Source organism: Mesorhizobium oxytropidicola, from assembly GCF_056174625.1.
Genome location: NZ_JBWBWK010000002.1, coordinates 441,552 through 465,309, shown reverse-complemented (window position 1 = coordinate 465,309; position 23,758 = coordinate 441,552). Strand labels below are relative to the sequence as shown.

At 61.0% G+C, this 23,758-nt stretch carries 26 protein-coding genes and 1 pseudogene; 15 read left to right on the top strand and 12 right to left on the bottom strand.

The genetic code is table 11. From position 1 onward, the window contains the following. The first annotated feature begins 57 nt into the window (after positions 1-57). The 8 genes from AC0V8S_RS37710 (at position 58) to AC0V8S_RS37675 (ending at position 8,311) form a co-directional block, all read left to right on the top strand. The gene (locus tag AC0V8S_RS37710) at positions 58-702 is read left to right on the top strand and encodes a type IV secretion system protein (RefSeq protein ID WP_475438814.1); all 645 of its coding nucleotides are present in this window, start codon (positions 58-60) and stop codon (positions 700-702) included. Between the two features lie 54 nt (positions 703-756). Next, positions 757-948: a hypothetical protein gene (locus AC0V8S_RS37705; protein ID WP_183455118.1), complete on the top strand. Its 192-nt coding sequence runs from the start codon at positions 757-759 to the stop codon at positions 946-948. Positions 949-1,150: 202 nt separating this feature from the next. Then, positions 1,151-2,287, top strand: a complete 1,137-nt coding sequence (locus AC0V8S_RS37700; protein WP_475438813.1) for a TrbL/VirB6 family protein — start codon at positions 1,151-1,153, stop codon at positions 2,285-2,287. Beyond that, entirely contained in the window at positions 2,284-3,003 is a 720-nt protein-coding gene (locus AC0V8S_RS37695) for a VirB8 family type IV secretion system protein (protein WP_475438812.1), read from the top strand. The genes AC0V8S_RS37700 and AC0V8S_RS37695 overlap by 4 nt, the downstream gene beginning before the upstream one ends. Further along, positions 3,000-3,815 (top strand): P-type conjugative transfer protein VirB9, encoded by an 816-nt coding sequence (virB9, locus tag AC0V8S_RS37690; RefSeq protein ID WP_475438811.1) that lies wholly within the window; start codon positions 3,000-3,002, stop codon positions 3,813-3,815. Before AC0V8S_RS37695 ends, virB9 begins: the two co-directional genes overlap by 4 nt. Before the next feature lie 6 nt (positions 3,816-3,821). After that, on the top strand, positions 3,822-5,180 hold the full coding sequence (gene virB10, locus AC0V8S_RS37685; protein ID WP_475438810.1) for a type IV secretion system protein VirB10: 1,359 nt from the start codon (positions 3,822-3,824) through the stop codon (positions 5,178-5,180). After that, positions 5,140-6,198, top strand: coding sequence for a P-type DNA transfer ATPase VirB11 (gene virB11 / locus AC0V8S_RS37680; protein WP_475438809.1), 1,059 nt, complete (start codon positions 5,140-5,142; stop codon positions 6,196-6,198). Before virB10 ends, virB11 begins: the two co-directional genes overlap by 41 nt. Beyond that, entirely contained in the window at positions 6,176-8,311 is a 2,136-nt protein-coding gene (locus tag AC0V8S_RS37675) for a type IV secretory system conjugative DNA transfer family protein (protein ID WP_183465706.1), read from the top strand. The genes virB11 and AC0V8S_RS37675 overlap by 23 nt, the downstream gene beginning before the upstream one ends. A 144-nt stretch (positions 8,312-8,455) precedes the next feature. Here the strand turns inward: AC0V8S_RS37675 and AC0V8S_RS37670 are convergent, their stop codons facing one another. Then, entirely contained in the window at positions 8,456-8,962 is a 507-nt protein-coding gene (locus AC0V8S_RS37670) for a GNAT family N-acetyltransferase (protein WP_475438808.1), read from the bottom strand. Between the two features lie 8 nt (positions 8,963-8,970). Beyond that, complete coding sequence (locus AC0V8S_RS37665) at positions 8,971-9,246, bottom strand: type II toxin-antitoxin system TacA family antitoxin (protein ID WP_183455111.1); 276 nt, start codon at positions 9,244-9,246, stop codon at positions 8,971-8,973. 355 nt (positions 9,247-9,601) lie between these two features. Here AC0V8S_RS37665 and AC0V8S_RS37660 point away from each other — a divergent pair, with 355 nt between their 5' ends. Then, entirely contained in the window at positions 9,602-9,790 is a 189-nt protein-coding gene (locus tag AC0V8S_RS37660; RefSeq protein WP_183455110.1) for a type II toxin-antitoxin system HicA family toxin, read from the top strand. A gap of 5 nt (positions 9,791-9,795) precedes the next feature. Next, positions 9,796-10,197: a type II toxin-antitoxin system HicB family antitoxin gene (locus AC0V8S_RS37655; RefSeq protein WP_183455109.1), complete on the top strand. Its 402-nt coding sequence runs from the start codon at positions 9,796-9,798 to the stop codon at positions 10,195-10,197. Between the two features lie 412 nt (positions 10,198-10,609). On the opposite strand, the gene AC0V8S_RS37650 is transcribed toward AC0V8S_RS37655, so the two are convergent. Continuing rightward, a complete protein-coding gene (locus AC0V8S_RS37650) occupies positions 10,610-12,937 on the bottom strand; it encodes a relaxase/mobilization nuclease domain-containing protein (RefSeq protein WP_475438807.1) in 2,328 nt (775 codons plus the stop codon). Continuing rightward, positions 12,934-13,263 carry a hypothetical protein gene (locus tag AC0V8S_RS37645; protein WP_244662163.1) on the bottom strand — a complete coding sequence of 110 codons (330 nt, stop codon included), beginning with the start codon at positions 13,261-13,263 and terminating at the stop codon, positions 12,934-12,936. Before AC0V8S_RS37645 ends, AC0V8S_RS37650 begins: the two co-directional genes overlap by 4 nt. A gap of 645 nt (positions 13,264-13,908) precedes the next feature. On the opposite strand from AC0V8S_RS37645, the gene AC0V8S_RS37640 reads away from it, so the two are divergent. The 3 genes from AC0V8S_RS37640 (at position 13,909) to AC0V8S_RS37630 (ending at position 16,228) form a co-directional block, all read left to right on the top strand. Then, the gene (locus tag AC0V8S_RS37640; protein WP_183465709.1) at positions 13,909-14,610 is read left to right on the top strand and encodes a ParA family protein; all 702 of its coding nucleotides are present in this window, start codon (positions 13,909-13,911) and stop codon (positions 14,608-14,610) included. Then, positions 14,607-15,038: a hypothetical protein gene (locus AC0V8S_RS37635; protein WP_475438806.1), complete on the top strand. Its 432-nt coding sequence runs from the start codon at positions 14,607-14,609 to the stop codon at positions 15,036-15,038. Before AC0V8S_RS37640 ends, AC0V8S_RS37635 begins: the two co-directional genes overlap by 4 nt. 791 nt (positions 15,039-15,829) lie before the next feature. Continuing rightward, entirely contained in the window at positions 15,830-16,228 is a 399-nt protein-coding gene (locus AC0V8S_RS37630; RefSeq protein WP_244662164.1) for a helix-turn-helix domain-containing protein, read from the top strand. 692 nt (positions 16,229-16,920) lie between these two features. Here AC0V8S_RS37630 and AC0V8S_RS37625 read toward each other — a convergent pair. The 7 genes and pseudogenes from AC0V8S_RS37625 to AC0V8S_RS37595 form a co-directional block, all read right to left on the bottom strand. Next, the gene (locus AC0V8S_RS37625; RefSeq protein ID WP_258598955.1) at positions 16,921-17,277 is read right to left on the bottom strand and encodes a DUF2958 domain-containing protein; all 357 of its coding nucleotides are present in this window, start codon (positions 17,275-17,277) and stop codon (positions 16,921-16,923) included. A gap of 9 nt (positions 17,278-17,286) precedes the next feature. Beyond that, a complete protein-coding gene (locus AC0V8S_RS37620) occupies positions 17,287-17,514 on the bottom strand; it encodes a hypothetical protein (protein ID WP_183455492.1) in 228 nt (75 codons plus the stop codon). Positions 17,515-18,045: 531 nt separating this feature from the next. Continuing rightward, a pseudogene (locus AC0V8S_RS37615) lies at positions 18,046-18,351 on the bottom strand (helix-turn-helix domain-containing protein); the annotation flags it as partial. A 224-nt stretch (positions 18,352-18,575) separates the two neighbouring features. Further along, on the bottom strand, positions 18,576-18,935 hold the full coding sequence (locus tag AC0V8S_RS37610) for a hypothetical protein (protein ID WP_475438805.1): 360 nt from the start codon (positions 18,933-18,935) through the stop codon (positions 18,576-18,578). A 53-nt stretch (positions 18,936-18,988) separates the two neighbouring features. Beyond that, positions 18,989-19,399, bottom strand: a complete 411-nt coding sequence (locus AC0V8S_RS37605; protein ID WP_475438804.1) for a HipA domain-containing protein — start codon at positions 19,397-19,399, stop codon at positions 18,989-18,991. 20 nt (positions 19,400-19,419) lie between these two features. Next, positions 19,420-19,989: a HipA N-terminal domain-containing protein gene (locus tag AC0V8S_RS37600; RefSeq protein ID WP_475438803.1), complete on the bottom strand. Its 570-nt coding sequence runs from the start codon at positions 19,987-19,989 to the stop codon at positions 19,420-19,422. Beyond that, positions 19,986-20,258 (bottom strand): helix-turn-helix domain-containing protein, encoded by a 273-nt coding sequence (locus AC0V8S_RS37595; protein ID WP_244662166.1) that lies wholly within the window; start codon positions 20,256-20,258, stop codon positions 19,986-19,988. The genes AC0V8S_RS37600 and AC0V8S_RS37595 overlap by 4 nt, the downstream gene beginning before the upstream one ends. 175 nt (positions 20,259-20,433) lie before the next feature. On the opposite strand from AC0V8S_RS37595, the gene AC0V8S_RS37590 reads away from it, so the two are divergent. Next, positions 20,434-21,159: a GNAT family N-acetyltransferase gene (locus tag AC0V8S_RS37590; protein ID WP_475438802.1), complete on the top strand. Its 726-nt coding sequence runs from the start codon at positions 20,434-20,436 to the stop codon at positions 21,157-21,159. A gap of 166 nt (positions 21,160-21,325) precedes the next feature. Here AC0V8S_RS37590 and AC0V8S_RS37585 read toward each other — a convergent pair whose 3' ends face one another. Further along, positions 21,326-22,561 carry a hypothetical protein gene (locus AC0V8S_RS37585; protein WP_475438801.1) on the bottom strand — a complete coding sequence of 412 codons (1,236 nt, stop codon included), beginning with the start codon at positions 22,559-22,561 and terminating at the stop codon, positions 21,326-21,328. Here AC0V8S_RS37585 and AC0V8S_RS37580 point away from each other — a divergent pair. After that, complete coding sequence (locus AC0V8S_RS37580; protein ID WP_475438800.1) at positions 22,547-23,707, top strand: AAA family ATPase; 1,161 nt, start codon at positions 22,547-22,549, stop codon at positions 23,705-23,707. The two genes, AC0V8S_RS37585 and AC0V8S_RS37580, sit on opposite strands and share 15 nt — an antisense overlap. Positions 23,708-23,758: the final 51 nt, after the last annotated feature.

Below are 23,758 nucleotides of genomic sequence, written 5' to 3'. Positions count from 1 at the left end.
TTCGCCTTTGTCCTCACCGCAATCTTCGGTCTCATTTGTGCCGAGGCCCGTGCGCAAGTGCCCGTCATCGACAATACCAATCTTGCTAAGGCGCAGGAGATCGCGACCAGCACGCGGCAGATCCTCGCCGCAGATCAGCAGATCCTCCAATTCACCCAAAAGACACTGCAGGCCGTCACCGGCGATCGCGCTTCCGTCGCCCAGGGCAGCCTTGCCCAAATGGCGCTCGGTGGCGGTTTCTCGATGGCGCAGGCGCCCTCGCTCGGCTCAGTCATCTCCGGCGGTGCTCTATCGTTTGCAGGGATGAGCCCGGGGTCCCAGAACATCGTCTCGACGCTGATCAATGGGCTGCAGCTGGTAAAGACCATCACTGGTCTCACCGCAGGCCAGACCCATCCGGTCGACACGGCTTACCAGAATTCCGTCAATGTTGCCGCGACGCTCTCCGGGCTGATCACGTCGACGCAGACCGCAGTGCAAACGAGGTCGGCGGCCTTCACACAAGGTGGCCAGCAAATCGGCCAGGCCCCCGATCTCAAGGGCAGCGTTGACCAGAACACCCAGGTCCAGGTTCAGACGGGCCAGACGATCAATGAACTGAATGGCGTCGTGAACAACGCCGCCGCGGCAGCCAACCAGGCCAACCTCGACCGTATCGCCGCCGAATCCGCCGCGGCGCGGGCGATGAAGTTCACGCAGTAAAGCCCGACCCTGATTTCCCCGACCCTGAATTCCAAGAGAACGACCGGAGGACATGTGTCAAAACAAGCCATTGGCTTCCTCGTTGCCGGAATCCTTATCGCCGAAACTATATATCTGGCGGTGTGGAGGCCGCGCGAGCAGCCGAACCCATCGTCGATGGCGGCCGGGCCGGTCTCGCAGGATGATGCGGCGAAAGCCGCCTCGCGCGCCATGACGTTCAGCCAGCCGAAAGAGCCAAAAAAGTGAAGGCTGCGATCGGTTTGACCCTCACACTCACGCTGGCGGCAGCTCTCTTAGGCTGCGCTTATAAGCCTCTGAAGGCGCCGTGCTCCTCGGATGAAAGTGGCGCGCCGCTCGCATATGGCGACCCGGTCGCCGCGCCGGCGCTCCCGCCACCGCTGCGGTTGCCCGACAGCTGCGGCCCGATGAAACCGATCTGAGCGCGCGGATGGGGTCGTTCAGCATCACCACGTTGCTCCAATCGGTCGATCAGCTCGGGCAAAACTACGTCTCGACGGCTTATCGGGCGCTCGCGAACGCGGCGACATCGGGCGGTGGCACGGGCGTCGCCGGGCTGCTTCTCACCCTCTACGTCATCTTCTGGGGTGTCGGCATCTGGCAGGGAACGGCGAGCGGCGGGCCGGCCGATCATGCCTTTCGGTTGTTGCGGGCCTTCACCATCTATGCCCTTGCGACGAGTTGGAACGATTTCCAGACGCTCGTCTATAACCTGATGAACGACGGGCCTTCCGCAATTGGCAATGCGCTCTTGAGCGCTGTCACCACAGCCAACAACACCGGCACCGCGGTGAACCTTACCTCCGTAAACGGTGTTCAGAACGCGCTTCAGAACATGTGGGACACGACGAACAATGCGACAGAGGCCTTCCTCCAGAACGCCGGCATCACCAATTGGGGACCTTATATCTTTGCCGCCGTCTTTTACGTCGTGATGGCGGTGCTGATCGGCTTTGCGCTGTTCCTCATCATGCTGTCGAAGATGTTCATGTGGCTGCTGCTCGCCTTAGCGCCGATCTTCATCATCCTCCTGCTGTTCGGCGTCACAACACGCTTCTTCTCGGGCTGGCTCAGCGCATTGGTTCAGTATTTTCTGGTGCAGGTCCTCGTCTATGCGTTCCTCGCCTTCTACGTCTCGCTCATCCAGCAGACGATCGACACGCTAAACGGCGTCGCCAACACCAAGAGCCCGACCTGGGCAACGATTGGCCCGGTCGTGCTGCTTGCCATCATCGGCATTCTCCTGCTCGCGCAGATCAACAATGTGGCGGCAGCGATCGCAGGTGGCGTGCCGATAGGCTCACCGCGGATAGGTCGGTTCTACGCCAGCGTCACCGGCGCCCGGGCCGCGCTTGTTGCGAACCGCGGCCGGCTGGCGTTCCGCAATCCTTTCAATCCGGCCTCGGTCTCACGGCGCGAGGAGCTCGCCGCGAGACAGCGGGCACGCGTTGGCCTCAGGGCCGCCGCTTGGGCCGAGACACCGGAGTTCCGGCGCCTTGCAGCCCAGATCAGCAATCCCGCCGTGACGCCAACGGCCCGTGACAACAGGACATCTTCATCATCATGACGCAGGCAAGTGCAGCCATAGCGGAGCGACGCGTCGACCCGCGCTATTATTCGGAAGGGATGACCTGGGAGCAGGACATCGCGCGTCGCAATCGCAATTCACGAGCGCTCGCCTGGATCGTCGCGGCGGTGATGACCGTGGTCGCGGTCGGTTCGCTCGCAACGTTGGCGCTGCTCGTGCCGCTCAAGACCTATGAGCCCTACATGGTCGTCGTCGACAAGGCGACGGGCTTCGTCGAGGTCAAGCGGCCGATGGCGGAAGGGCCGCTGACGCAGGACGAGGCCGTCACCACCTTCAATGTGGTACGCTACGTCAAGGCGCGCGAGACGTACGACCCCAAGGCGCTCAAGGACAATTTCGACCTTGCGCAACTGCTGGCCGCGGGCGACGCCGCCCGCGAGCTGACAGAGATCTATTCCCCCGCCAACCCGCAGAACCCGATCAAGATCAATGGCACGAACACGGTGGTGTCCGTATCAATCAAATCGGTAACCTTCCCGAACAACCGGACGGCATTGGTACGCTTCTCGACCGACACCAAGTCCGCCACCAACATCGTCACAGCGAACTGGGTCTCGCTTGTGCGATTCCGCTACACCTCGGCGCCGATGCGCAATGAATGGCGCTTCGACAATCCTCTCGGTTTTCAAGCGTTGGAGTACCGACGCGACCAGGAAACAGCGCCGTCCCCGGGAACCATGGGGACGCAGCAATGAATCGGTTTGTCCCGCACAGCACCGTCGTCGGTTTGATCCTTTGGCTCGGGGTCGGACCGGCCGTCTCGGAGGCTATCCCGAAGCCCGGGCGCGTCGACAGTCGCGTCCGCGATGTCGTCTACAACAAGGACAATGTCACCGCGATCGACGCCACTTTCGGCACTTCGACCATGATCGAGTTGCAGGGCGATGAGAAGATCGAGACGCTGGCGCTGGGCGACTCGACCGCCTGGAAGGTCGAACCCAACCACAAGGGCGACATCATTTTCGTCAAACCGATCGAGAAGGAGGCGCTGTCGAACCTCAATGTCGTGACCGACAAGCGCATCTATTCCTTCCTGCTGCGATCAAATACCCGCCCACCGGCGACACAGATCTTTGTCGTGCGCTTCCGTTACCCCGAGGACGAGGCGAGTGCGCAGCTCCTGGCGACTGCTAAGGAACGAGCGGCGAACCCGAACCTCAAGGCCCTCAACATCGCCAATGCCAACAGCGACTACGGTTACAAGGGCTCGTCGGCAAACAAGCCGATCGCCGTCTTCGACGACGGCACCAAGACGTGGTTCCGCTTCGAGGGCGAGACGCCGGCGATCTACATCGTCGACAGCGGTCGCAACGAGAGCCTGGCAAATTTCCGGACCGAGGGTCCCTATGTCGTCGTCGACAAGGTCAGCCGGCAATGGACCCTACGCAACGGGAGCGTTGCGACCTGCATCTTCAACCGGCGGCTCACCAATGTGCATGAGCCGAACGGATTGGAGCCCTATGCTCCCCAGCGCGTCGGAATGCCGTCGCCCGCGACGGGAGGCTGAGGCGCCATGCCGAGCCCGCAGGACTATCGCTCGCTTGAGCTCGATGCCGCAGCCGCCACGACGGTCGCGCGCGGTTCGACCGGCTTTGGCCGGATCTTGAAATTCGCCGTGCCGGTCGGCGCGCTCGTGATCGCCGGCTGGCTGATCTATGGGTCGCTCCAGCGAACGCCGAAGAACATGACGTCGCCGGACAAGGAGGAGTTCACCACGACACAGTTTCCCGCGCCGTCGCTCGCAGCGCCGCAGACGCGGACCAACCAGGGCACAATTGTTGTTCCGGCGGCCCCGGCCGCCCCGGAACCGACTGTGCCTCCGCCGCCGGTCGCGCCACCAATCGCCCTACCGGCACCGCCACCTCCCGAGCCGCCGCTGGTCGAGGCGCCACCAAACGATGACGAAGCCCGTCGCCTCGCCGAACTCGAGCGTCAGCGCCAGGAGGCGGAGCGGCGCAAATGGGAACGGCTGCGCGCGCCGCAGGTGATCGCCGACAATGCTGCTGCGAGCGACGGGACAGCAAATCCGGGCGACAGCGCGCGCGACGGCGCGGGGCAGCAGGAGGACGACCCGAACCGGCGGTTCCTGGCCTCCGTAGCGAACGCGGGTGTCGAAGTGGCGAAAGCAATCAAGAACGACCGCATCGACGCACTCGTGGCGCAGGGGACCCTCATCCGCGGCGTCCTCGAGACCGCGGTGCAAAGCGACCTTCCTGGCATGGTGCGCGCGGTGACCACCGAGAATGTCTGGTCCTTCGACGGCCGGCGGATCCTGATTCCAGCCGGCAGTCATCTCGTCGGCGAATACAAATCCGGCATCACCCAGGGCCAGACCCGCGTCTTCATCGTCTGGACGCGGATGCTGCGATCGGATGGGGTGTCCGTGCAGCTCGGATCGACCGGCACCGACGATCTCGGCCGCGCCGGCAATGCCGGATTTCTCGACAACCATTATGTCGAGCGGTTTGGTTCGGCGATCATGCTCTCGGTCGTCGGCGGTTTCTCCCAGTTCCTGAGCGGCCTTGGCCAAAACACCGGCAACGCCGGCGGCACGACGATCACCACCACTGATCCGGTGACCGGTCTGGTCACGACGACGCAAACCGGCGCCAATCAGAACCAGCAGGCGCTCCAGGCCCGCCAAATCGCCGCGCAGAATGTCTCGCAGACCCTCACCAACATCGCGCAGGAGGCGCTGAAAAACTCTATCAACATCCCCCCGACAATCTACCTCGACCAGGGAACGCGGATCATCGTCTTCGTCAGGCGCGACCTCGATTTCTCCGCACTCTATCCCGATCCGGTGAAGGAAGCGCTTCAGGAGCTCAAACGTGAACGTTCCGGCTCGAAACCAGACGATCTTTCTCGATAGGGCGCTCGGCCCCATCCGGCCCTGGCTTGACGACGATCAGGTGGTCGAGATCTGTGTCAACGGACCGGGCGCGGTCTGGGTGGAGCGCTTCGGCCAATCCGCCATGGAGCGTCATGACGTTCCGGAAATGACCGAAACGGCGATCCGGCATCTGGCCGAGCGCGTCGCGGGGTTCTCCGGCCAGAGCATCAACGAAGAACACCCGCTTCTGTCGGCAGCACTTCCCACAGGCGAGCGGTTCCAAGGCGTGATGCCGCCGGCGACCCCCGGGGGAGGGGCCTTCGCCATTCGCAAGCAGGTCATCAAAGAAATGCGCCTCGTCGACTACCGCAAGCTCGGCTCCTTCGACAAGGTTGTGACCACGACTGACGGCGCGTTGTCCGAGGTCGACCGGGCCCTATGCGCGCATCTCGACGCAGGCCGCATCGAGGATTTCATCCGCCTCGCTGTCGTCAACCACTATTCGATCCTGCTTTCTGGCGGCACGAGCTCGGGCAAGACGACGTTTCTCAACGCGATCCTGAAGGAGGTGCCGGTCGACGAGCGCATCATCACCATCGAGGACACGCGCGAGGTTAAACCGATCCAGAAGAACTTTCTGCCGCTCGTTGCCTCGAAGGGCGACCAGGGCGAGGCCCGCGTCACCGTGGAGACACTGCTGCAGGCCTCAATGCGCTTGAGACCGGACCGCATCTTCCTCGGCGAGATCCGCGGCGCCGAGGCTTATTCGTTCCTGCGTGCCATTAACACCGGCCATCCCGGCAGCATCACCACCGTCCATGCCGACAACCCGGCCGGCGCGTTTGAACAGCTTGCCCTGATGGTCATGCAGGCCAGCCTCGGCCTCAGGCGCGAGGAAATAGTCAGCTATATCAAATCGGTGCTGCCGATCGTCATTCAGCAGCAAAAGATAGGCGGATGGCGCGGCACCTCGGCCATCTACTTCGCGCGCATGGCGGAGTGGCGCGAAGGCAGGGGTGAGAGGAAGGCCGTCCATGGCACGCGTCGTCGCCTTTAGGATCGGCGTTGCCCTTCTGGCGCTCATCGGGTTCTGGCTCCTGTGGAGCCTGGCTTATGAAATCGTCGTAGCGTCGCGCTGGGCACCGGCCCGCTTCCCGAGCGAGGGCGCAACCCGCTGGGCACTTTTGCGCATGCAGAACAATGATCGCACCGCGAGCGTCTTCCTGATCGCCTGGAAGCATTTTTACGCGCGCGTCTTCTTTCCGCTGACGCAGGTCGAGGCGTTGATCCGCGCCGGCATCGCCGTCGGCAGCGTCGTGGTGCTGGGGCTCGCCGTCTGGCTTTTCGCGACTGTCAATCGCCGGCAGATGCCCTATGGCGAGGCCCGTTTCGGCACCGTGCTGGAAGCGGCGAAACAGGGCCTGACAGCAAAGCAAGGGATCATCCTCGGCAAGCTCGCTGGGGCCACGATCCGCTCCGACGAGCCCGCTCATATTCTCGTCGTCGGTCCGTCGCGCTCGGGCAAGGGCACGGGCTTCGTTCTGCCGAATGGCTATCTCTGGCAAGGCTCGGCCGTGTTCTTCGACCCGAAGCGGGAGAATTTTGAGGCGCTCGCGAACCATCGTCGCGCAATGGGCAACAAGGTCTTTATGTTTTCGCCTGGCTCGAACGACACACATCGCTACAATCCACTCGACTTCGTGCGGCGCGACGAGCGGATGGCGACCGACTGTCTGGTCGTCGCCTCCTTCGTCATCCCGGAGAAGGCGGACGATACTTGGGCGGGTGCCGGACGCCTGCTGCTCTCTGCGCTGATCGGCTACGTGCTCTCCTCGCCGCTTATCGCTGGCGCGCAGCACATGCGTAGCGTTGCGCGCATGACGACGACGGGTAAGGATATCTCCTCCGTGCTGCGCGCCATCGTGAAGACCGAGCGCCTGCACCTGCCGACATGGGTCGTCGATAGCTTCAACCAATATATCGCCCTGGAGCCGGAAACCAGGAATTCGGCGGTCTTCAACGTCAACATGGCAATGTCGCTGTGGAACAACGGTCTGATCTCGGCCGCTACGGAGACATCTGATTTCGACATCCGCGAGCTCAGGCGCCATCGGATGACGATCTTCATCGGCTGCACCATCGCCGAGTTGTCGATCTTCCGACCGCTGATCCGCATCCTGTTCCAGCAAATCCACGACTTGATGATGGTGAAAATCCCGGGCGAGGACGAGCCGCATCAGGTGCTGCTCATGCTCGACGAATTCTACCACGTCGGCCGCATGGATTCCTTGATCTCGAAGATCACGATCAGCGCGGGATATGGTTTTCGCATGGCGATCGTTATGCAAGACATTGCCCAGCTCGACGAGCTCTATGGCAAGAACAAGCGCATCACCACCGTCTCCGGTTCGCAGATCAAGCTCTTCATCCAGATCAACGATCTGGAGACCTCGGAATTCGTATCTGAGATGCTGGGCGAGACGACGCAGGTCTACAAGACGCCGGTGATGCGACCGGGGCAGGGGATCTTCGCGCCGCGCCTCTGGGCCCCACACTACACCCCGCGACCGCTGTGCAGTCCACTCGAGTTGCGCGAGATGTCCGCGCGGACCTCGATCCTGATGGTCAAGAACTCGCGCTCCTTTCAGCTTACCAAGATCCGGCACTATCAGGATCAGCCATATCGGCGGCTTTACCAAACAGCTAAGGCACATCCGCCCAGCTTGCCCACGCTGCGTAAATGGCAGGATGAGGTTCTCAACGGTGCCATCAGCCCGGCGCCGAGCCTGGAGGCGGCCGAAGACGAGGCTCAGCCTCCGCAGCTCCAACGCAACGCCGAAAAAACACCGCCTGAAGCTGCACCGAAGAACGAATATGCTCGCGGCAGCGTTAAGTCTCCGGCCGAGCCTGCTTTCCTTCCCACGCCACCAATCGTCGCGAAAAAGATCCCTGTTAAGCAATCCCGAAAGGTTTTGGCGCTCGGCGAGGAGCCCAACGCCCCGCAAGACGAGAACTGCAATATTCGTGACCTGCTGGCCGCTAGCGAGCGTACCCAACGAGACGACTTCGATGTAATGGCGGCATCAGCTCGCACCGCGTCCATAGCGCCGAAACTCGAGGAAGCTTTATCGGCGCTCGCCACCTTGCAGGAGCAGTTTGGGGATGACTAAATTTCCTTATCGTCGACGCGAGGTCCGCCGTTGTCAACGGCCGTCGCCACTGCGCAGCTCATCCACATTGGTGCCAACACTGCCATGGGCTTCTTGACCGAAGCGAGCGCTGGGACATGCATGGCAGACGATTTGCTGCTGCGTTCATATCGCGGCTATCGCCTTGGCGATCGCGGCGAAAGGCAGGACCAGGGATAGCGGCGCGTCATCGAGACGGACAGCACCGAGGCCCTCATACCAGCGTGCGGCCTGGTCGCCTTTGGCGTCGATAAGCAGGGCGACGCCGCCGACTTCCTGCGCGACTGCTATGCAGCGTCTCCCTGCGGCGAGTAGCAAACCGCCACCGAGCCCGCGGCCTTGTATCTTACGATCCACTGCGAGGCGAACGAGACGGTAGACCGGCGCGTTGTTGCGGCCGAGGCCACGCCTGGCGACCGTTGGTGTGCGGGCATAGTCCATCGAGGCGGGACTCAGGGAATAGAACCCGAGGATGTGCGAAGAATCTTCCGCCGTCACGGCGACGAACGTTTTTGCGCCGCCGCTTTCTTGGTTTTGACGCGCGAAGCGCTGTAGATAGGTATTGAGGTCCGCGTCGCCACAGTTGAAGGCGGCACGATCGTGCTGTTTACTGATCGGCACTTCCTGCCACATGACGGAACTCACGCGAGGGTCTGACCGGCCTTGGCGGCACGGATAAGACGGTCGGTAGGCGCCGGCGGATTCTCGAGCAGGTCGAGGACGCGCAGGCTGTCGCGTTCTGACAGCGCGAGATGTTCGGCGCGTTCGATCGCGGCCTGGGCGTCACGCAGCGCTGAGCGCGTGACAAACTCGGTTAGACCGACATTCGACAAGGCCGCTGCACGTGCGATCACGGCTTTTGCTTCTGGCGGAATCCGGAAATCGATTCGGCCATTGTCACTGACATTGCGGGGCATAGGTATCTCCTTTGGCCCGATAATATAGTACGGATTGAATCCGTACACCGTAAATCCTTTCGCCTTCGCTTCATAAGCATGGGAGATGGCTGTTCCCAATCTTTCGAACCGTCCCGATGTGACGCTAGTCGCCATCCTGCATGGCCGATGAGCCCGTGTTCTACGCATCACCGTCAAAGCTTCAAATGAGGCGGTGTAGAGGAATATCTTAACGCCAGCGAATGCGCCGCCGAAGCCCATCCGCCGGATCATCCGCGACTGGCTCGTTACTCATGGACATCTCAAACCCGGGGTGGCCAGAACCCTCGGCCCACTTTCTTGTTGCATGTTTCACGATCGATGTGTATTTATACACATGAAAAGTGCAGCAGTGATCCAGGCCCTAGAGGCTGATGGTTGGTATGAAGTCGCTCGAAAGGGCAGTCACGCACAATTCAAACATGAAAAGAAGCCGGGCCGAGTCACAGTCCCGCATCCTAAAAGGGATATCCCTTTGGGAACTTTGCGGAGCATTGAACGTCAATCCGGTCTAAAACTGAGGTAGAGACAATGAAGCAGTATATCGGACTGATCCATAAGGATGCCGAGAGCGACTTCGGCGTGTCCTTTCCCGATTTCCCCGGCGTCGTCACGGCCGGTACAGATCTAGATGATGCTCGCGCTATGGCCGAGGAGGCGCTGGCCTTTCATATCGAGGGGCTCGCGGAAGATGGTGAGGCTATTCCAGAGCCCTCCAGCTTGGAGAATGTCATGGCCGACGCCGAGAACCGTCGCGGTGTTGCAATCTTGGTGGCGGTCAAGACCGAGGCGAAGAAGGCAGTGCGTGTCAATGTCACGCTTCCCGAAGATGTCCTCAATCGGATCGATGCCTTTGCCGAAGCCCATGGATATACCCGCTCGGGGTTTATTGCCCAGGCAACCCAGAAGGTCATGGAGTTGGAGGCGGCTTAGCCGCCCCCAAATATCGCCCCGAACATGGCCGGCGTCATTGCCGCCCCCCTCGGCACCACCATCACGAACTCGCTTTCATGGTCAACATGGATGCGTTACTCGCCGCCGTGAACTGTCTGCATCCTCTCGGCAGGGAGACGAGCAAGAACCTCAATCTCGTTGTTGATCGCCTTGGCCTCGGTACCATAGGGCTGAAGTCGATCCGTTCATGCACACCTCCTTTCTTCGGCGCTGCTAATCTGGCTAGGCCTCGCGACGTCCCTGTGGCGAAAGTTTGGGTTTGCGGCCGAACTGGAAGCCATTGGCCTTGGCGCGGACGCGACCATTCGAGGTGTTTTCCTGAATCCTGCGCCGGCTGCGCGATCCCTCATCCGGACCGCGTCCGACCTTTGCAAAGCAGATCGCGCGATCGTCAAATTATCCTCTGGCCCTTGGTTGCCTGTACTTCGGCTTTGTCAGCATCGATTTCTTGAAGCACCTTTTCCTGTTCCAATTGGAGCGCCACGATCGCATCGGTCTGAAGCAGCGACTGCGGCAGCGGCTGTGCGGGATGATCGGCGAGCACACGCGAGGCCTCGATGGCGGCCGCAGCTTCGCGTGCCTCACGGGCGGCGGATTGTTGCGAGTTCGCGACGATGGCCCGATCTACACCAAGCTCGCGATGCGATGCCGGGTCGATCCCGCCACGGGCCTCTTGTCGGCGCTCCATCTCGACGGCGCGATCGACGATCCGTTCCGCAGAGACGGCCTCCCGCTGTTCCTTCAGGCTAACCTGTTGAGCACGCGCGATCAGGCGATCGGCATTGACCCCTGCAATGGCCTCGACTTCGGAACGAGAGAGCTCCTGCGCGCCGCGCTCCTGTGCGCGCTGGAGATCGATTCGGCTTGCGAGTGTCTCAAGGTACCGTGACGATGCCTCTCGAAACTGTTGCTTGGTCTCCCCATCGAGGAGATCGCTTGTGCGCGAAACCGCCTCGTTCATGAGGCGAAGATCCTTCGTCATCTGCGCCGATGTGACCGGCATGTCGTTAGTCTCCTTCGTAAAATGGTCAACTCGTTTCCCGATCATGTCGAGGACATTGCCTAACGTCTGGGCCATCGCCAGTCGTTCAAACATTTGCTTCGCCAGCGCATTGTCCGGATGTTCCCGAGCGAGAGTTCGCCAGGCGGCGACGCTTTCGTTGACAGCGCGACGATCAGGCTTCGAGGCGGGAAGCTTGATGGGGTTCGCCCGAGCGACACGGATCCGGTTCCTGGCATTGTGGATGAGTCGCTGGTTAGCAGGATCTTCCGCATAAGCGCGGTCGCGTGCTTCCCGCGTCGGCCGTGGCCGCTCGGCCACGTCGACGATCGCCTTGTCCTTCGGGCCGTAACTCTGCGACGATGCCCGTTCCTTCGCTGAAGTGGCGACGATTTTCAGCCCATGCGCCTGGGCGTGCTGAGCATACACCTCGCGCCATTCTCGGAACGTCTCACGGCCCGGGTGGATCTTCTGTCCGGATTCATTTCTCACCGTGATGATGGCGTGGGCATGGATATGCCCGTCGGCTTGCTTGTCGGTGTGAACGCCAAACATGAACTTGTGGTCGGCGAACCGGTCATGCAAGAACGCGCGGACGGCGTCGGTTAGAGCCGCGACATCCGCCCCAGTCTTCGCCGAGATGATCAGGTGCATTGTGTCGCGCGCGGACTGCGACCGCAGCGACGGTCCCCATTCTCGCGCGGCGACGCGCGCATCGGCGACATTCGACAAAACCTTGCCACGATCGTCGACCACGGCGCCCTTCTCGATCAGCTTGTTTAGTCGATAGGTCACACCGTCTCGACCGTGGGTGGTGGGGCCTGGATCAACGCTCACGGCATGCCTCGGATGGCCGGCCGCCGCCTCTATCCGCGCCTTCACCGTCGCCTCCGATCGGATATTGAGCCGGCGCTGAGTAAACCCAACCTCCGCATTGCCAACCCGTTCCTCCCGGACTCGCAACCGCTCCTTGGGGGATCCAGCCATCGCCACAACGAGCCGCGCCTCCAGCTCGCCCGACGGTGTCGCATCGAGACGATAGGCATAGCGATGGCCCTCGAATCCGGCAACCATCGCCTTCTCATAAGTCTGTCGCCCTGCCGGTGTGTCGCGCACGCCGTGAAGCTTCAAGCGCATGGCAGCGACGTCCTGGCTCTCTGCACGCTTCGCGAAACTCGTGGACCAGACCTTGATTTCGTCGGTCACAGCTTCACGATCGCCAAGCATGCGCCCATCGTGGGTCTCAAGCGCCGCCTCCTCGCGCTGCACATACTGGCCCGTTGCCGTGACGCGCGCGACGCCCCGGGCGTAGGACACCACTTTGATGACCGCCGGCTGATAGCCCGCCGCCAGTTGCCGGGCACGGCCGATAGCCCCACCACCCTGCGCTCCACCACTGCTCGAAAGATTTCCAGCGATCGGCGCCGTCGGCGACCCAGATCCGGTGTTCCCCGCCAGCCCGCCAGCGCCTCCCCTGGCCGCCGCCGGCAGCAACCGACGCCGCTCCTCGTCCTGTCCACCCGAGATCGTCGCGCCACGAATGTCTGCCTGAGACGACGTACTTGGTAGCGACGAAACCCGTTTGGCTTTCGGTTGGCGCTCCTCGTCAATCGGCCTCGATACCCGTGGCCGCCCGCGTTCCTCGCGCGCCGTTTCGACGGCCCGCCGCGCAGCATTGACCTGCTCAAGCCACCATCCGATTTGAGCGGCCCGGCTCAAGAGCGGACTTCCTCCGACAGTGTAAGCTTCGCAACACGTCGAAGCTTGGAGCCATAGGCGACGGTCATCTCGGTGAGCTCTTCATTGATCGTCGCGATCACCTCGTACAAGCCGCGCCACACGGCCTCCGTGTCCTCGATGCGCACGGCCTGGCCACGGTGGATCGCCTTCAAGACCTGGGAGAGATTGCGCCCAACCATCCGGACTTGGTAGGCGAGATCCACGATGACCACAGTGTTCTCGGCAGAAAGTGCGGGGCCGGCCTGCACCGACGCCCGGATCAACCTTCGTACGACCTCGGCCTTCGGCAAGCCGAACAGTGCCACTGCCTCCTGAAGGCGCCGCTCATCCAGCTCCGACAGCTCCGTGCGGAGCCTTGGTTTGCGTCTCGGCATTGCAGCGGAACTGGCCACAGCCGTCCTCCCTTCTCTTCTCGGCCGACGGGCTCAAGCTTCGCCGGCAGGCAACGCGCGTCAGCGCCCTGGCTGCGTCCAGCAGCCTCCCCGGTTTTGGCCCACAAACCGGTATCTTGTCAACCAATATCTATTAACCTGAACTTCAATGGCCCAGGGAGAGCAGCCGCCCCATGCCCTGCCGTGCCCCCCTGCGCTGTGCCGCGATCCGCCCCATAGCGCTATCCCCACCCGTTCTTACCGCAATACTGATTTGACGCCTTTTGATGTGAATACACCTGACAGGACCCCCCGCTATGCCTCAGGGGTCGGGATTGATCTCCTCCAAGATTGCCGTATGTCGCGAAACGCGAGTTACAGCATTACCCGGAAGTGTCATTGCCGCCTTGGAGCAAACGTGCCTTGCGGTATTGCCGCTTTGCCGAAACACAGCACCGCCGCATTCTCTCATTGGAGGACCGCGCGAACAACGACTTGCACGATTTCTGACCTCGTAATATCTAATATACTGTTTTGGTCATTTCGCTGTCGCGATCGCGGCGCCACGAGGAGCCTTTCATGCCGAGCATCTTCGCCATCGCAAACCCAAAAGGAGGCTCCGGGAAAACCACCGTCGCCATTATCCTTGCCGGCGAGTTCGCCAATCACGACTATTCCGTCGCCATCGTCGACGCGGATCCTCAGGGCTCCGCCTACCAATGGCATGCATCTTCGGTCGCGCGGGATCTCAGTCCGAAAGGGATCGATCTCGTGCGCGCGCCGGATGAACAGAGCCTCGCACAAGCGCTCGAGCGCCTTGACAGCCATGACGTCGTCGTCATCGACACGCCGGGCTATTACGGACCAGTGCTTACCCATTCGGCGCTGCGCGCCGACCTCGTCGTCTTGCCCTGTAGGGTTCACACCTTCGACGCATCGCAGGTCGTGCGCTCCATCCGCAACCTCGAGCAGCATGCCCACGCAGCCAATCTCCCCATGAGCCAGCACCGCGTTCTCTTCAACGAATATGACAGTCTCGACCGCAACACCAGGCCGCTGCGCGAAGTCCTCGCCTATCTCAACGCCGAGCAGGTGCCCATCTGCGCCAACGCGCTCTATCGGCGCGTCACCTATCGAACGATGACCAGCGGCCACGGTACACTCTACCAGATGAGCGACACGGATGAGTCGATCCGCAAGGCCCGCTACAATGCCGACCAGGTCGTCCGCGAATTGCTCGCGGCGAGCCAGGGCGTCAATAACGGCGACAATGCCGCATGAACGAAACCGCCAAACCGCCCCGTCCTGCCCTGCCACGCGACGCCTTTCGCGCCCAGCGGATCTCGTCTGATCCGCCGCCCGGGACCAAGCCCGTCGTCATCACACCGCATTACGACGATCAACCGACAACGCAGGCGTCAACCTCCGCTGCCCCGCAAACTCCTCACGCAACCCTGCCCAACAAGATCGAGGCGCCTAAGTCGGCACCGCCGGCCAAACCGAAGAGGGAAAATCCGCGCAAACCGTTCGATGCCTATGGCGAACGCAGTTCGTCGCGCCCTTATGCACTTCGCTTGCCCGACGCCATCGACCTGGTCCTCCGGCAGATCGCCGCGGAGGAGCGCACGCATCCTCTACGCATCATCGATCGTGTTCTCCACGACTACCTGAAACGGATTGGACGTCTCCCGCCCTCGCACGACGCCTGACCACCAGCCCTCCGCCGTACCTGCAGCGCTATTTGGGAGCGCGGTCCGGCTGCGGGCTGGCTCCGCTACGCTTCGGCCGCTCGCGCGGCTGGACAGCCGCTTAAACAGCGGTGAGACAGGGCAACAGGCCTCACGCGAGCACGAATTCGATCGGCAAGCCGCTAAACGGCATCCGAGAAAAGGGCGTCCGGACCGGCTTGACGTCCAGATGCCGCCCGCCATGCAGAGATACTCTTTGCACAAGGAAATAGCCTTGGAGCCATCGCCCAGGGGACGATGTGCCGCTCCAACTCAACACGCCCAGAAAGCGCTCGCCGTGCGCAGCCAGAACCGGAGAGGAGCAGGAAGGTCCATTCTATCGCCAGCAGGCTTATTGGTTTTAGTGGCGAACGGCAACGTTGGCTCATGCATAGGCTTGCGGTTGTTCCTACTCAGTATCGGGCGGGCCTTCCATTTTGCGGCGGGCGGCGTCGCGCGGGGCCTAACGGCATCAGCATCAGCCAGACAGAAAATGGGAGCGCTTGGGCCGAAACTCAGTCCGTACATTATCTCGTATGTGGTCACTGGCAACGTAAGGCCCGAGTCCACGGTCGTTCATCAAGTGGGAAGCCAAAGTCCCTCGCACCACCTATACGGCCGGCTCGAGCCGGCCCGTATTGGAAATGTCTGCGCGCGACGGCGCTTTAGGAGGTTAGATCCGACACGCCGTGCCTTCAGAGAATATTCAATATATAAGAACATTCATATACAAGATAACCTCATTGCGGTATTGATGGTCTCCGCAGGCGCAGGTGCCTCATCTGGAGTTCATCGATTTCATGTCGCCCGTCCGCAAGCCCCAGCCGGTCGATCATTCCATCCTCAATGAAATGCTGGCGTTGCGCCTCCAGCAGCTTGAGATCGAGAATGGCGGAATGGAAGCCTTCCTCCCCAAGACGGGTTTGGCGCGAGGGACCTACTACACGATGCTGCGCGGTATCGGAAATCCGACCCTTAAGACGATGGAGCGTATCGCTTCCAAGCTCAATATGACCGTATTCGAGTTGTTGGGCTTCGAGATCGACGATGCGCGCAGGGCGCTGAAGAAGCGCGGCGTCGACTATGACGAGTTGACCTCAGCCATCCGGAAAAAAGATGAAGCTACCCGGCGTGTAGCGCGGCAGACCCGGTCGCAGAAGCTGTCGGGCTGAGAGAAACAGAAGGGTGCGCGACCCCAGGACACCGTCATCCACGCCGGCGAGTGCCTGGACCAGTTCGCAAAGTTCGGCGCCGACAACGCCAAAGAAGAGATGCCGAATTTGCCGCAGCTAACGCGATGCTGAGTTCTGACCGCTCGTTTTGCAGGCAGGGGGAACGCCTGGAAAAACTGCGGACCTACAAGCCCTCACGCCCACTGGCCGATCCGTCACTGGATATCTGACGGCAGGAACGACAGGTAAAGCCAAGCTGGCGCTTCAGCTGCTCGGCTACTTCATCCCCCCAACAGAAATTTGAGACCACAAGTGAAACCGCGCCGATACCGCCGGCCAAAGCGCCTCCCGCCGCGGCGCCGGCACCACGTCCTGCTTGCAACCCGGGCGAGGACCGCGATGCAGAGGGGACATGTCGCCCACAGCCGTATGAGGCGAAAAGCAGCCCTCAAAGCACCAAAGGAACTATCTCGTCCAAGATGGTCGATGATGGTCAGACAAACCTCATATCTGACCAGGAATGCCAGCCGTTGAGCGGCATCGAAGGGCTCAAGGAACAATTCAGTTATGCTTCAATCGGTAACACCGCCGTGGCGTATGTTCGTGGCGATTTTCTAAGCCGAAAGCTGGGCTCAACTGACGCCTGTCACAGAGTAAGCCGAACCCCGGCTGGAACCGGGGTTCGGTGGCAGTCAGGTGCGGGTGGCACCATCACGCTGCGCGATGTCGGCATAGGCCGATAACGTGCGGTTTGGCTGGAAGTGCAGGTCACGCTCGACCGGCAATCCGAGTCTGCCGCGCACCGCGGCGAGCTCCGCAAGGCTGACGCTGCCGAGTTCGGGGCTGCCGACCCCGAGATCACATAAGCCGAAGGCGATGTCGGGATCATCCGGATCCATCTCCGTGAGGAGCCAGGTCGCGCCGGCGTCAGGCGTGAACAGTTTGACGACGGGCACGAAATCGATCTCGTCGCTGGTACCGCGGAGAGGCTGCTGCTGGCGACCATTCGCCAGCAGCTTGTCCCGCAGATCTTGAGTCAAGAGCTGCATGTCCGCCTCCTACTTGTCTTCTTCGACTTTGGGGGCGCGCAGCACGACGCGTCCGTCCAGGGGCAGGGCCTCGAGGAGGAGCGTGCCGCCTTCGCCATCTTCGTGGGCGAAGAATGCACCGATGCGTGTCCAGAAGCCCTTCTGGCCTTCTTCCTTGGCATCCCGCACCGTATAGGCGAGGTACATCGGGGATTTCGACTCGGTCTTCTTGGTCTTGGTGTTGTTAGTGTCTGTCATGGTCTTTTCCTTTGGTTGATGGTTTGTGTCCCGGAGGACGGTTCCAAAGGGGCCGGCGCCTAAGATGGCTTGTCCCCAACTCGGGAGCGCAGCGAAGGAGCGGGCAGGAACGGGACAAGACAGCAGCGTTGGCCAGAACAACCGTCGCTAATTCCGGACAGATCCATCAACGGGAATGCCTGCAAAGACCGAACACCAAGCCATGACCAGAAATCCGCATGCCGCTCGCGCCTAAGGCTTGCGGCTGGGGAAGGGGGATCTGGATGACGGCAGGCAGTCTTTGACAACAGCAGGCGAAAGATCGGCAGGATATCACGATGCCCCGCACGGCCGTCGCACGAGCGATCCGGAAAGGTGGAGACCGGGAGGGGTTTGAAGATCATGTGGGAGGCTGCGGGCTGCTGCTGCAATGGTCGCGACGCAGCAAATGTCTTGGACATCAGCGGCTCATCGGGGTCAGGATGTTCGTCCGGACAACCGGTTTCGACCTCTTTCACGCCTGAAGCCGCCGCAGGCGGGGCAGGGGTCGTGCTGATGCCACTCAAGCAGTTTCTCGCGGGCAAGCGTCGGGCCGAAATCCCGGTAGCGATCGCGCACCAGATCCAATGCGGTGTTGCGGAAGTCCTCATCATGGCGTCGATTGTTCGGCCGGCCGCGCTTCTTGGACGCCAGCCCGCCGGCGCCGTCCAGGGCATAGACCTGCAACAGTCGATGAACCTGACTGCGACTGAGGTGAAGGAGTTCCGCCGCCTGGACGACGGTCAGCCGTCGGTCGCGGATCTTCTGGATGGCTTCGAGACGATGCAGCTCTCTTTGCGACAAGGTGACCAAAGGCATGACGGCTCCGCAAATGGGCCCGGTCTCACGCCAGGCTCTGTGAAGTCGCCAGCCTTCCTTTCCAGCTTCATGTTGACCAGCCTCGGAAGCGGGAAGTGTCGCATCTCTAACTGGGGCAACTGTCGCATGTCCCGTGACCCATAAGTTGACTCGCCGACCTGCGGAAATCGGGATGGTCTGGTATCCGCGTTGGTCGCGCGTGCTGGGAGGCCCTTTTGTCGTCCTCACATTTTAGAACTAGCTGAGCTTCCTTCCTCAAGCTCGTCTCCTGAATCTGGCGCGATGTCCGGTGCGCGATCCAGGATTGCCAAGGCCGCTTCGGGGTTGCTTTTCGGAAGGGGCTCGGAAACAGCCAGGCTGTCGGGGGATGTGTCCCAACGTAGCGCCTGTGCAGGCTGCGGCCTCCGTCCATTCAGGATCAGATCAAGTTCATTGGTTCGTGCTTTGGATAGACCTGCTTCGTCCGCGAACCGTGGCCAGCGATCGACAGCAGAGCGGATGCGTTCGATCACGTTCAACGCTTCTTGTTCGGAAATGGAAGCGCCTTTGGCGACGGCAATCAGATGCTGTCGTCCTGGGTTCAATCCTTCCCCCGCGATCGATGCGCTGTGCTGTCCTCCGGGGCCTGCCGAGAAAGTCAGATCGTACGCCGGAGAGAGTTCCACCGCCCATTCGGTCCCATCAGGAATGCATGGTTCTTCGAATGGTCGTCCCGGTTCCGCGCGTGCACATTGAATGCCATGTGACCGAACATGCGGAGGACCTCCGCGCTGTCTCTCGTCATCATGTGCGTGAGCTTGTGAAGGGCGGCGTAGTCCAGGGAGGCTTCGCGATGGCTCGCATACAAGAGGCCGCTGGCGGTATGCATGTGCAGCCGTCCCTCGGGCGTGCGATCAAATCTCTTTGTTGCGAACAGACGATTGCCCTTCTTCGTCTGCAATATCCGTGTCTCGGCCATCGCCAGCCCGGCCTCGCGCGCCATGAGAGCATATGCTTGCTCCTCGACGCCGATGTCCGCTGGATCGTCGGAACTTCGCGATTTCACCATCCAGCGATCAAACCCGGGCTTCAATTCATGGCGTAGTCAATCACGAAGGTATTCTGATCCGGGTTCAAGCCGATCATGATCTTTGGACGCGCCCCTGCGGAACCGCCTTGGGCACCCTGCAAGGCATCGATATCAGCAGTGTCCATCTGGTTCTGGACAAGCTCCACCTGTTCAACGAACCAGTCTAGGTCCCCTGCAGCCGGCTCTTCGCCAGGCAGTTCAGGAATGTAGGCCAACGCGCCCATTCCCGTCGTTCCCACCGCGGAAAGGCGGTCCAAGGGTGTGAGCATGTGATAGTCGACGCCAGCCTTTTGAAGGCGGCGATCCAGCAAAAGGCGTCCCCATCCATCTGGAAGGCTGTCGTTAAACAAGCCATGCAGCCCATCGAACGGATCGAGCTTGGCTGCAATAAGACCCGCCTTGGCAGCCAAATTGAATGGAGAAATCAAGAGCGGCGCAGTTATGAACTCAGCCGAGTACTCGAAGTAAGCCCGTCGTTCATCGGTGCTCCACGCAAGCGTCCCTAGCTCTCGCTGGCTCCCTTCGAGATCCAGGACTACCTTCATTTCCCTGATTGGCCTGAACTTCATTTCTTGCGGACCCTCTGCCTGGCCGGGCGCCCGATTACGTCTTCGAGTGTTTTCGGCGGACGTGAAGGAAACAAACCTTCGAATTCAGCTTCCGCCTCCAAGGCGAATGCGAGCTTCACGACAGCTTCGAAGGATGCCTTGCCGGTCTCCTCGAAAACTCTCAGCGAGCCGTAGGAAACTCCAGCCTTGGAAGCCAGCTCCCGTTGGGTAAGATCGGCATCGATCCGCCGCCGCTTCATCCGTGCTGCGGCACCTTGGATAATTTCCATCGGCGATGTCATATTGAATGTTAACATGATAGCATTTAACGCGATTTACTGTGTTAAGTGCATTTATAATGGCAATTACCGCAGATGTCAAATTATAGCTGCGGCGATTGCCATGATCCGAACGCTTCTTCGTGGGTCGCGCGCGGAGGTAGATTCAATGTCGGCGAGGATAAAAATGGTCCCCATCATTCGGAAGGCATCCGAGGACGATTTCCAGAAGATCATGGCCTGGCTGAGGGCGGAGCGAGAAGAGACGGGCGAAGGATTCTACTGCAACCGATCAGTGATCGAGGACGCGCACGCGGATGGCGAGATGATTGCCCTGATCGAGAACGACATGCCTGTCGCGTTCATTGCCTATGGTGTGATTCGTAACGGCATTCTGGAAGTCCGGCCTGACCGGAGGGACCTTGGATACGGCAAAGCTTTGGCAGAGGACGCTTTGCAAAGGGCCATCGATGACGATCGTCGCTGCATACTCGGCATTGAGTGTGCGCCGTGGGCCTCGATACCCTTTTGGGAGAAGATCGGCTTCCGGATATATTCCCAAAACTACGCCTACATGTTGCTTCCGAAAATCCTGAAATTGCCGGAGAGGGGCACAGAGGCAGACGTGACGATCTCGCTGTATCGCGACCCAGAGCAACACAGCCCCGAAGGCAGCGTGCCGCAGGCTGTGTTCAAGCCGAAGGCGGTCAGAAGCGAGGATGGCCTCATCCACCTCGGCCAAAGAATTATCTTCGACAACAAAGCCGATAACAGCCGCCGGGATCCCGTTGCGCGAGTATCGATCGACGGGCGAGATGTCTTCTTCGACAAGCTAAAATCCGACGGAGCATCCCAGCTTGGAATCCGTCGAGACGAGGGCGGGAACTTCTACGCGGATCACCTGCGCCTATAAGGGGGTATCCTAATGCAGGAGGTACGGCAGTTGACTGATCTCAGTTTGATTGATGTGGCACTGGCTCCGGGCGCGGTAGTCATCGGGTGAGTTGCCGGACGGTCTACAACGGTGCGAGATGCCATGTTCATGGATCGCATTCCTTAGCGGCAATGATATCGGTGCCTCATTTGTGAGTTCGTTTTGGGTGCGCTGGCTTGTCTCGAACTTCCGACGGCGGCCGCTTGCGTCCCTGCACCCTGCACACAACGACGGAGTAGGCCGTTTTCCCGGATGTTGGCGTCTTATGCTCGAGGCTGATGACTTCACGAAGATGTCCACTGCCTCCGCCCCGGTCCACCAAATCGAGAACCATCAAGATGCAGAACGTGACGTTTGTGCTCTGGTAGGCGACAGTCTGCAGTCCGAACTTTTTCACCAACCCCGCAAGGTCGTAATTGCCCGCTGTTTTCTTGAGCTCCGCTACTGTCTTGAATCCCTCCTTGGAGAAAAGGACATCGACGCGGCCGTGTGCAACACCGCTGGGTTCCTTTTGGCAAGGCGGCTGCAGTGAAGTGGCCTGTAGAAAACTGAAGTAGTCTCGGTGCAGGTCTTCCTCGACGGGAGGTTCCGTCTTGCTAAGATTGAACAGGTAGTCAATGTTGTTTATTGCAGTCGAATTAACGTTCGCGCGTGACGAGACAAAGCGGATCGTGTGGAACAGGATCACATCAAAGAAACGCCGTGCCATTTCCTTGTTTCTATAGTCGCCATTCTCGCGAAGTCCTGTGCTCAGCCGCTCCCAGATGTCGACTACGATTGGGTCGGCGGTTGTAAGATCGTCGTCCACCAAGCTGGCATGCAACGTTCTCAAAGCTTCTGATTTCGCGGCCTCGCTCATTTGACCGCTTGTTGCGATTTCGGCGGCGGTCAGAAGTCTGCCCGCCGCCTCAGTGGGGTTTCGTTGAAGGCTGGCCTCCAATGCCAGCGATACCTGCGAGCGCATTGATGCCGCGACAGGGGCGGCGACATTGCTTTCGTTTTCAATGAGCCATTGATCCAATGCAGCAAGCTGGACCCGTTCCTTCTGTAGCGATCCCAAGATGCGCGGACGGATGATCGCCTCGATGCCACCATCGTCCGCCCGGCGCAGGATCGAGCGGCTCGCCGTGAATACCCTGAGTAGCTCTTCTTCGATTACCTTTGCCGCATTGAGCCAAGCCTGCTTCACGATGCTGGTGTCCAGATGCGAAAGCCGCATTGCCAGTTCGGACCAGTGGAAACTCTCCAGGGACGCAGTGCCGAGCCAGGATTTCCTGTCGATCGGCCGATCCGAGGGCAACAGGAACGCCGCGTATTCAAAGGCAGCCTGTCGAACGCCGTCGAGCAGCTTGCCGATGCTTCCGTCATGCCTGCCGTGCATCTCGTCCTTGGATCGCTCGGACGCTGGCAGGCTAGGGGGCATCTCGGGGATTTGCTGAAGGCCATGCGTGCAGCCTTCGACGAAGCCAATGACAATGCTCCCTCGATCCTCTTTCTCGATGAGATCGACGCGGTGGGCGATCGCGAGAAATTCAGCGGTCACAACACACAGTATTCCACCGAGGTGGTGGCAGCACTGCTCGAATGCATCGACGGCGCCGAAGGACGGGAAGGCGTCGTCATCTTCGGCGCCTGCAATCACCCTCAACGGCTCGACGCGGCGCTCGTCCGGGCCGGCCGTCTCGACAGGCATGTCAGGATTCCGTTGCCCGACCTGAAGGGCCGCGAGGGGATTCTTCGCTGGCATCTGCAGGGCTTGCTTGTCGGCGCCGATCTGTCCGGCGTCGCGGGCAGGACGGAGGGTGGGAGCGGTGCGGCGCTCGAGCAGCTCGTGCGTCGGGGCAGGCGACGGGCAAGGCGCGAGCGCCGGAGCATGGCGCTCGACGATATCGCGGCCGAGCTGCCTGTCCTGGTTTCTCTCCCGGAGAAAATGCGGCGCAGGTTCGCCGTCCATGAAGCGGGGCATGCGGTGGTCTGCCTTGCCATCGGTGCGGCCGAGATCGTCCGCGTGTCGATTATCGAGACGTTCGACATGTCAGGCGGCCGCGTACAGGATGGCGGCGGGGTTGTTTTCGACGAACCGGGCCTGCGCGAACGGACGCCGTCGCAGTTCCTTGACCGGATCGCCATGGTTCTGGGCGGGCTTGCCGCCGAGGAGGTTCTGCTCGGAGCGAAATCCGCCGGCGGAGGCGGTACGCGCGGGTCCGACCTGCACAATGCCACGCTGTCCGCGCTGACGTTCGAGGCTTCGTACGGTCTTGGCGAAAGCCTGGCTTACCTTGCCGCCGACAACGAGGACGACCTGTTCACCGCCATGCGGTTCGACCGCGGCCTTCAGGAGCGCGTCGACAAGGTGCTGATGGAGCAGTTCGAGAGGGCGAAGCGCATCATTGGAGAACATCGGAGGGAGGTCGAGCGGATCGTCGAAGCCTTGCTCGCCAAGTGGGCGCTGTCGGCCGAAGAGATCAAAGAGATTGTCGAGCTGCAGCCGAGGCTGCAGCTCGAGTTGGGAAAGAGGGCAGTATAGTAGTCATCCAGGCACGCAAGTTGCCTTTCCTTTCAGATATACAATCATGTA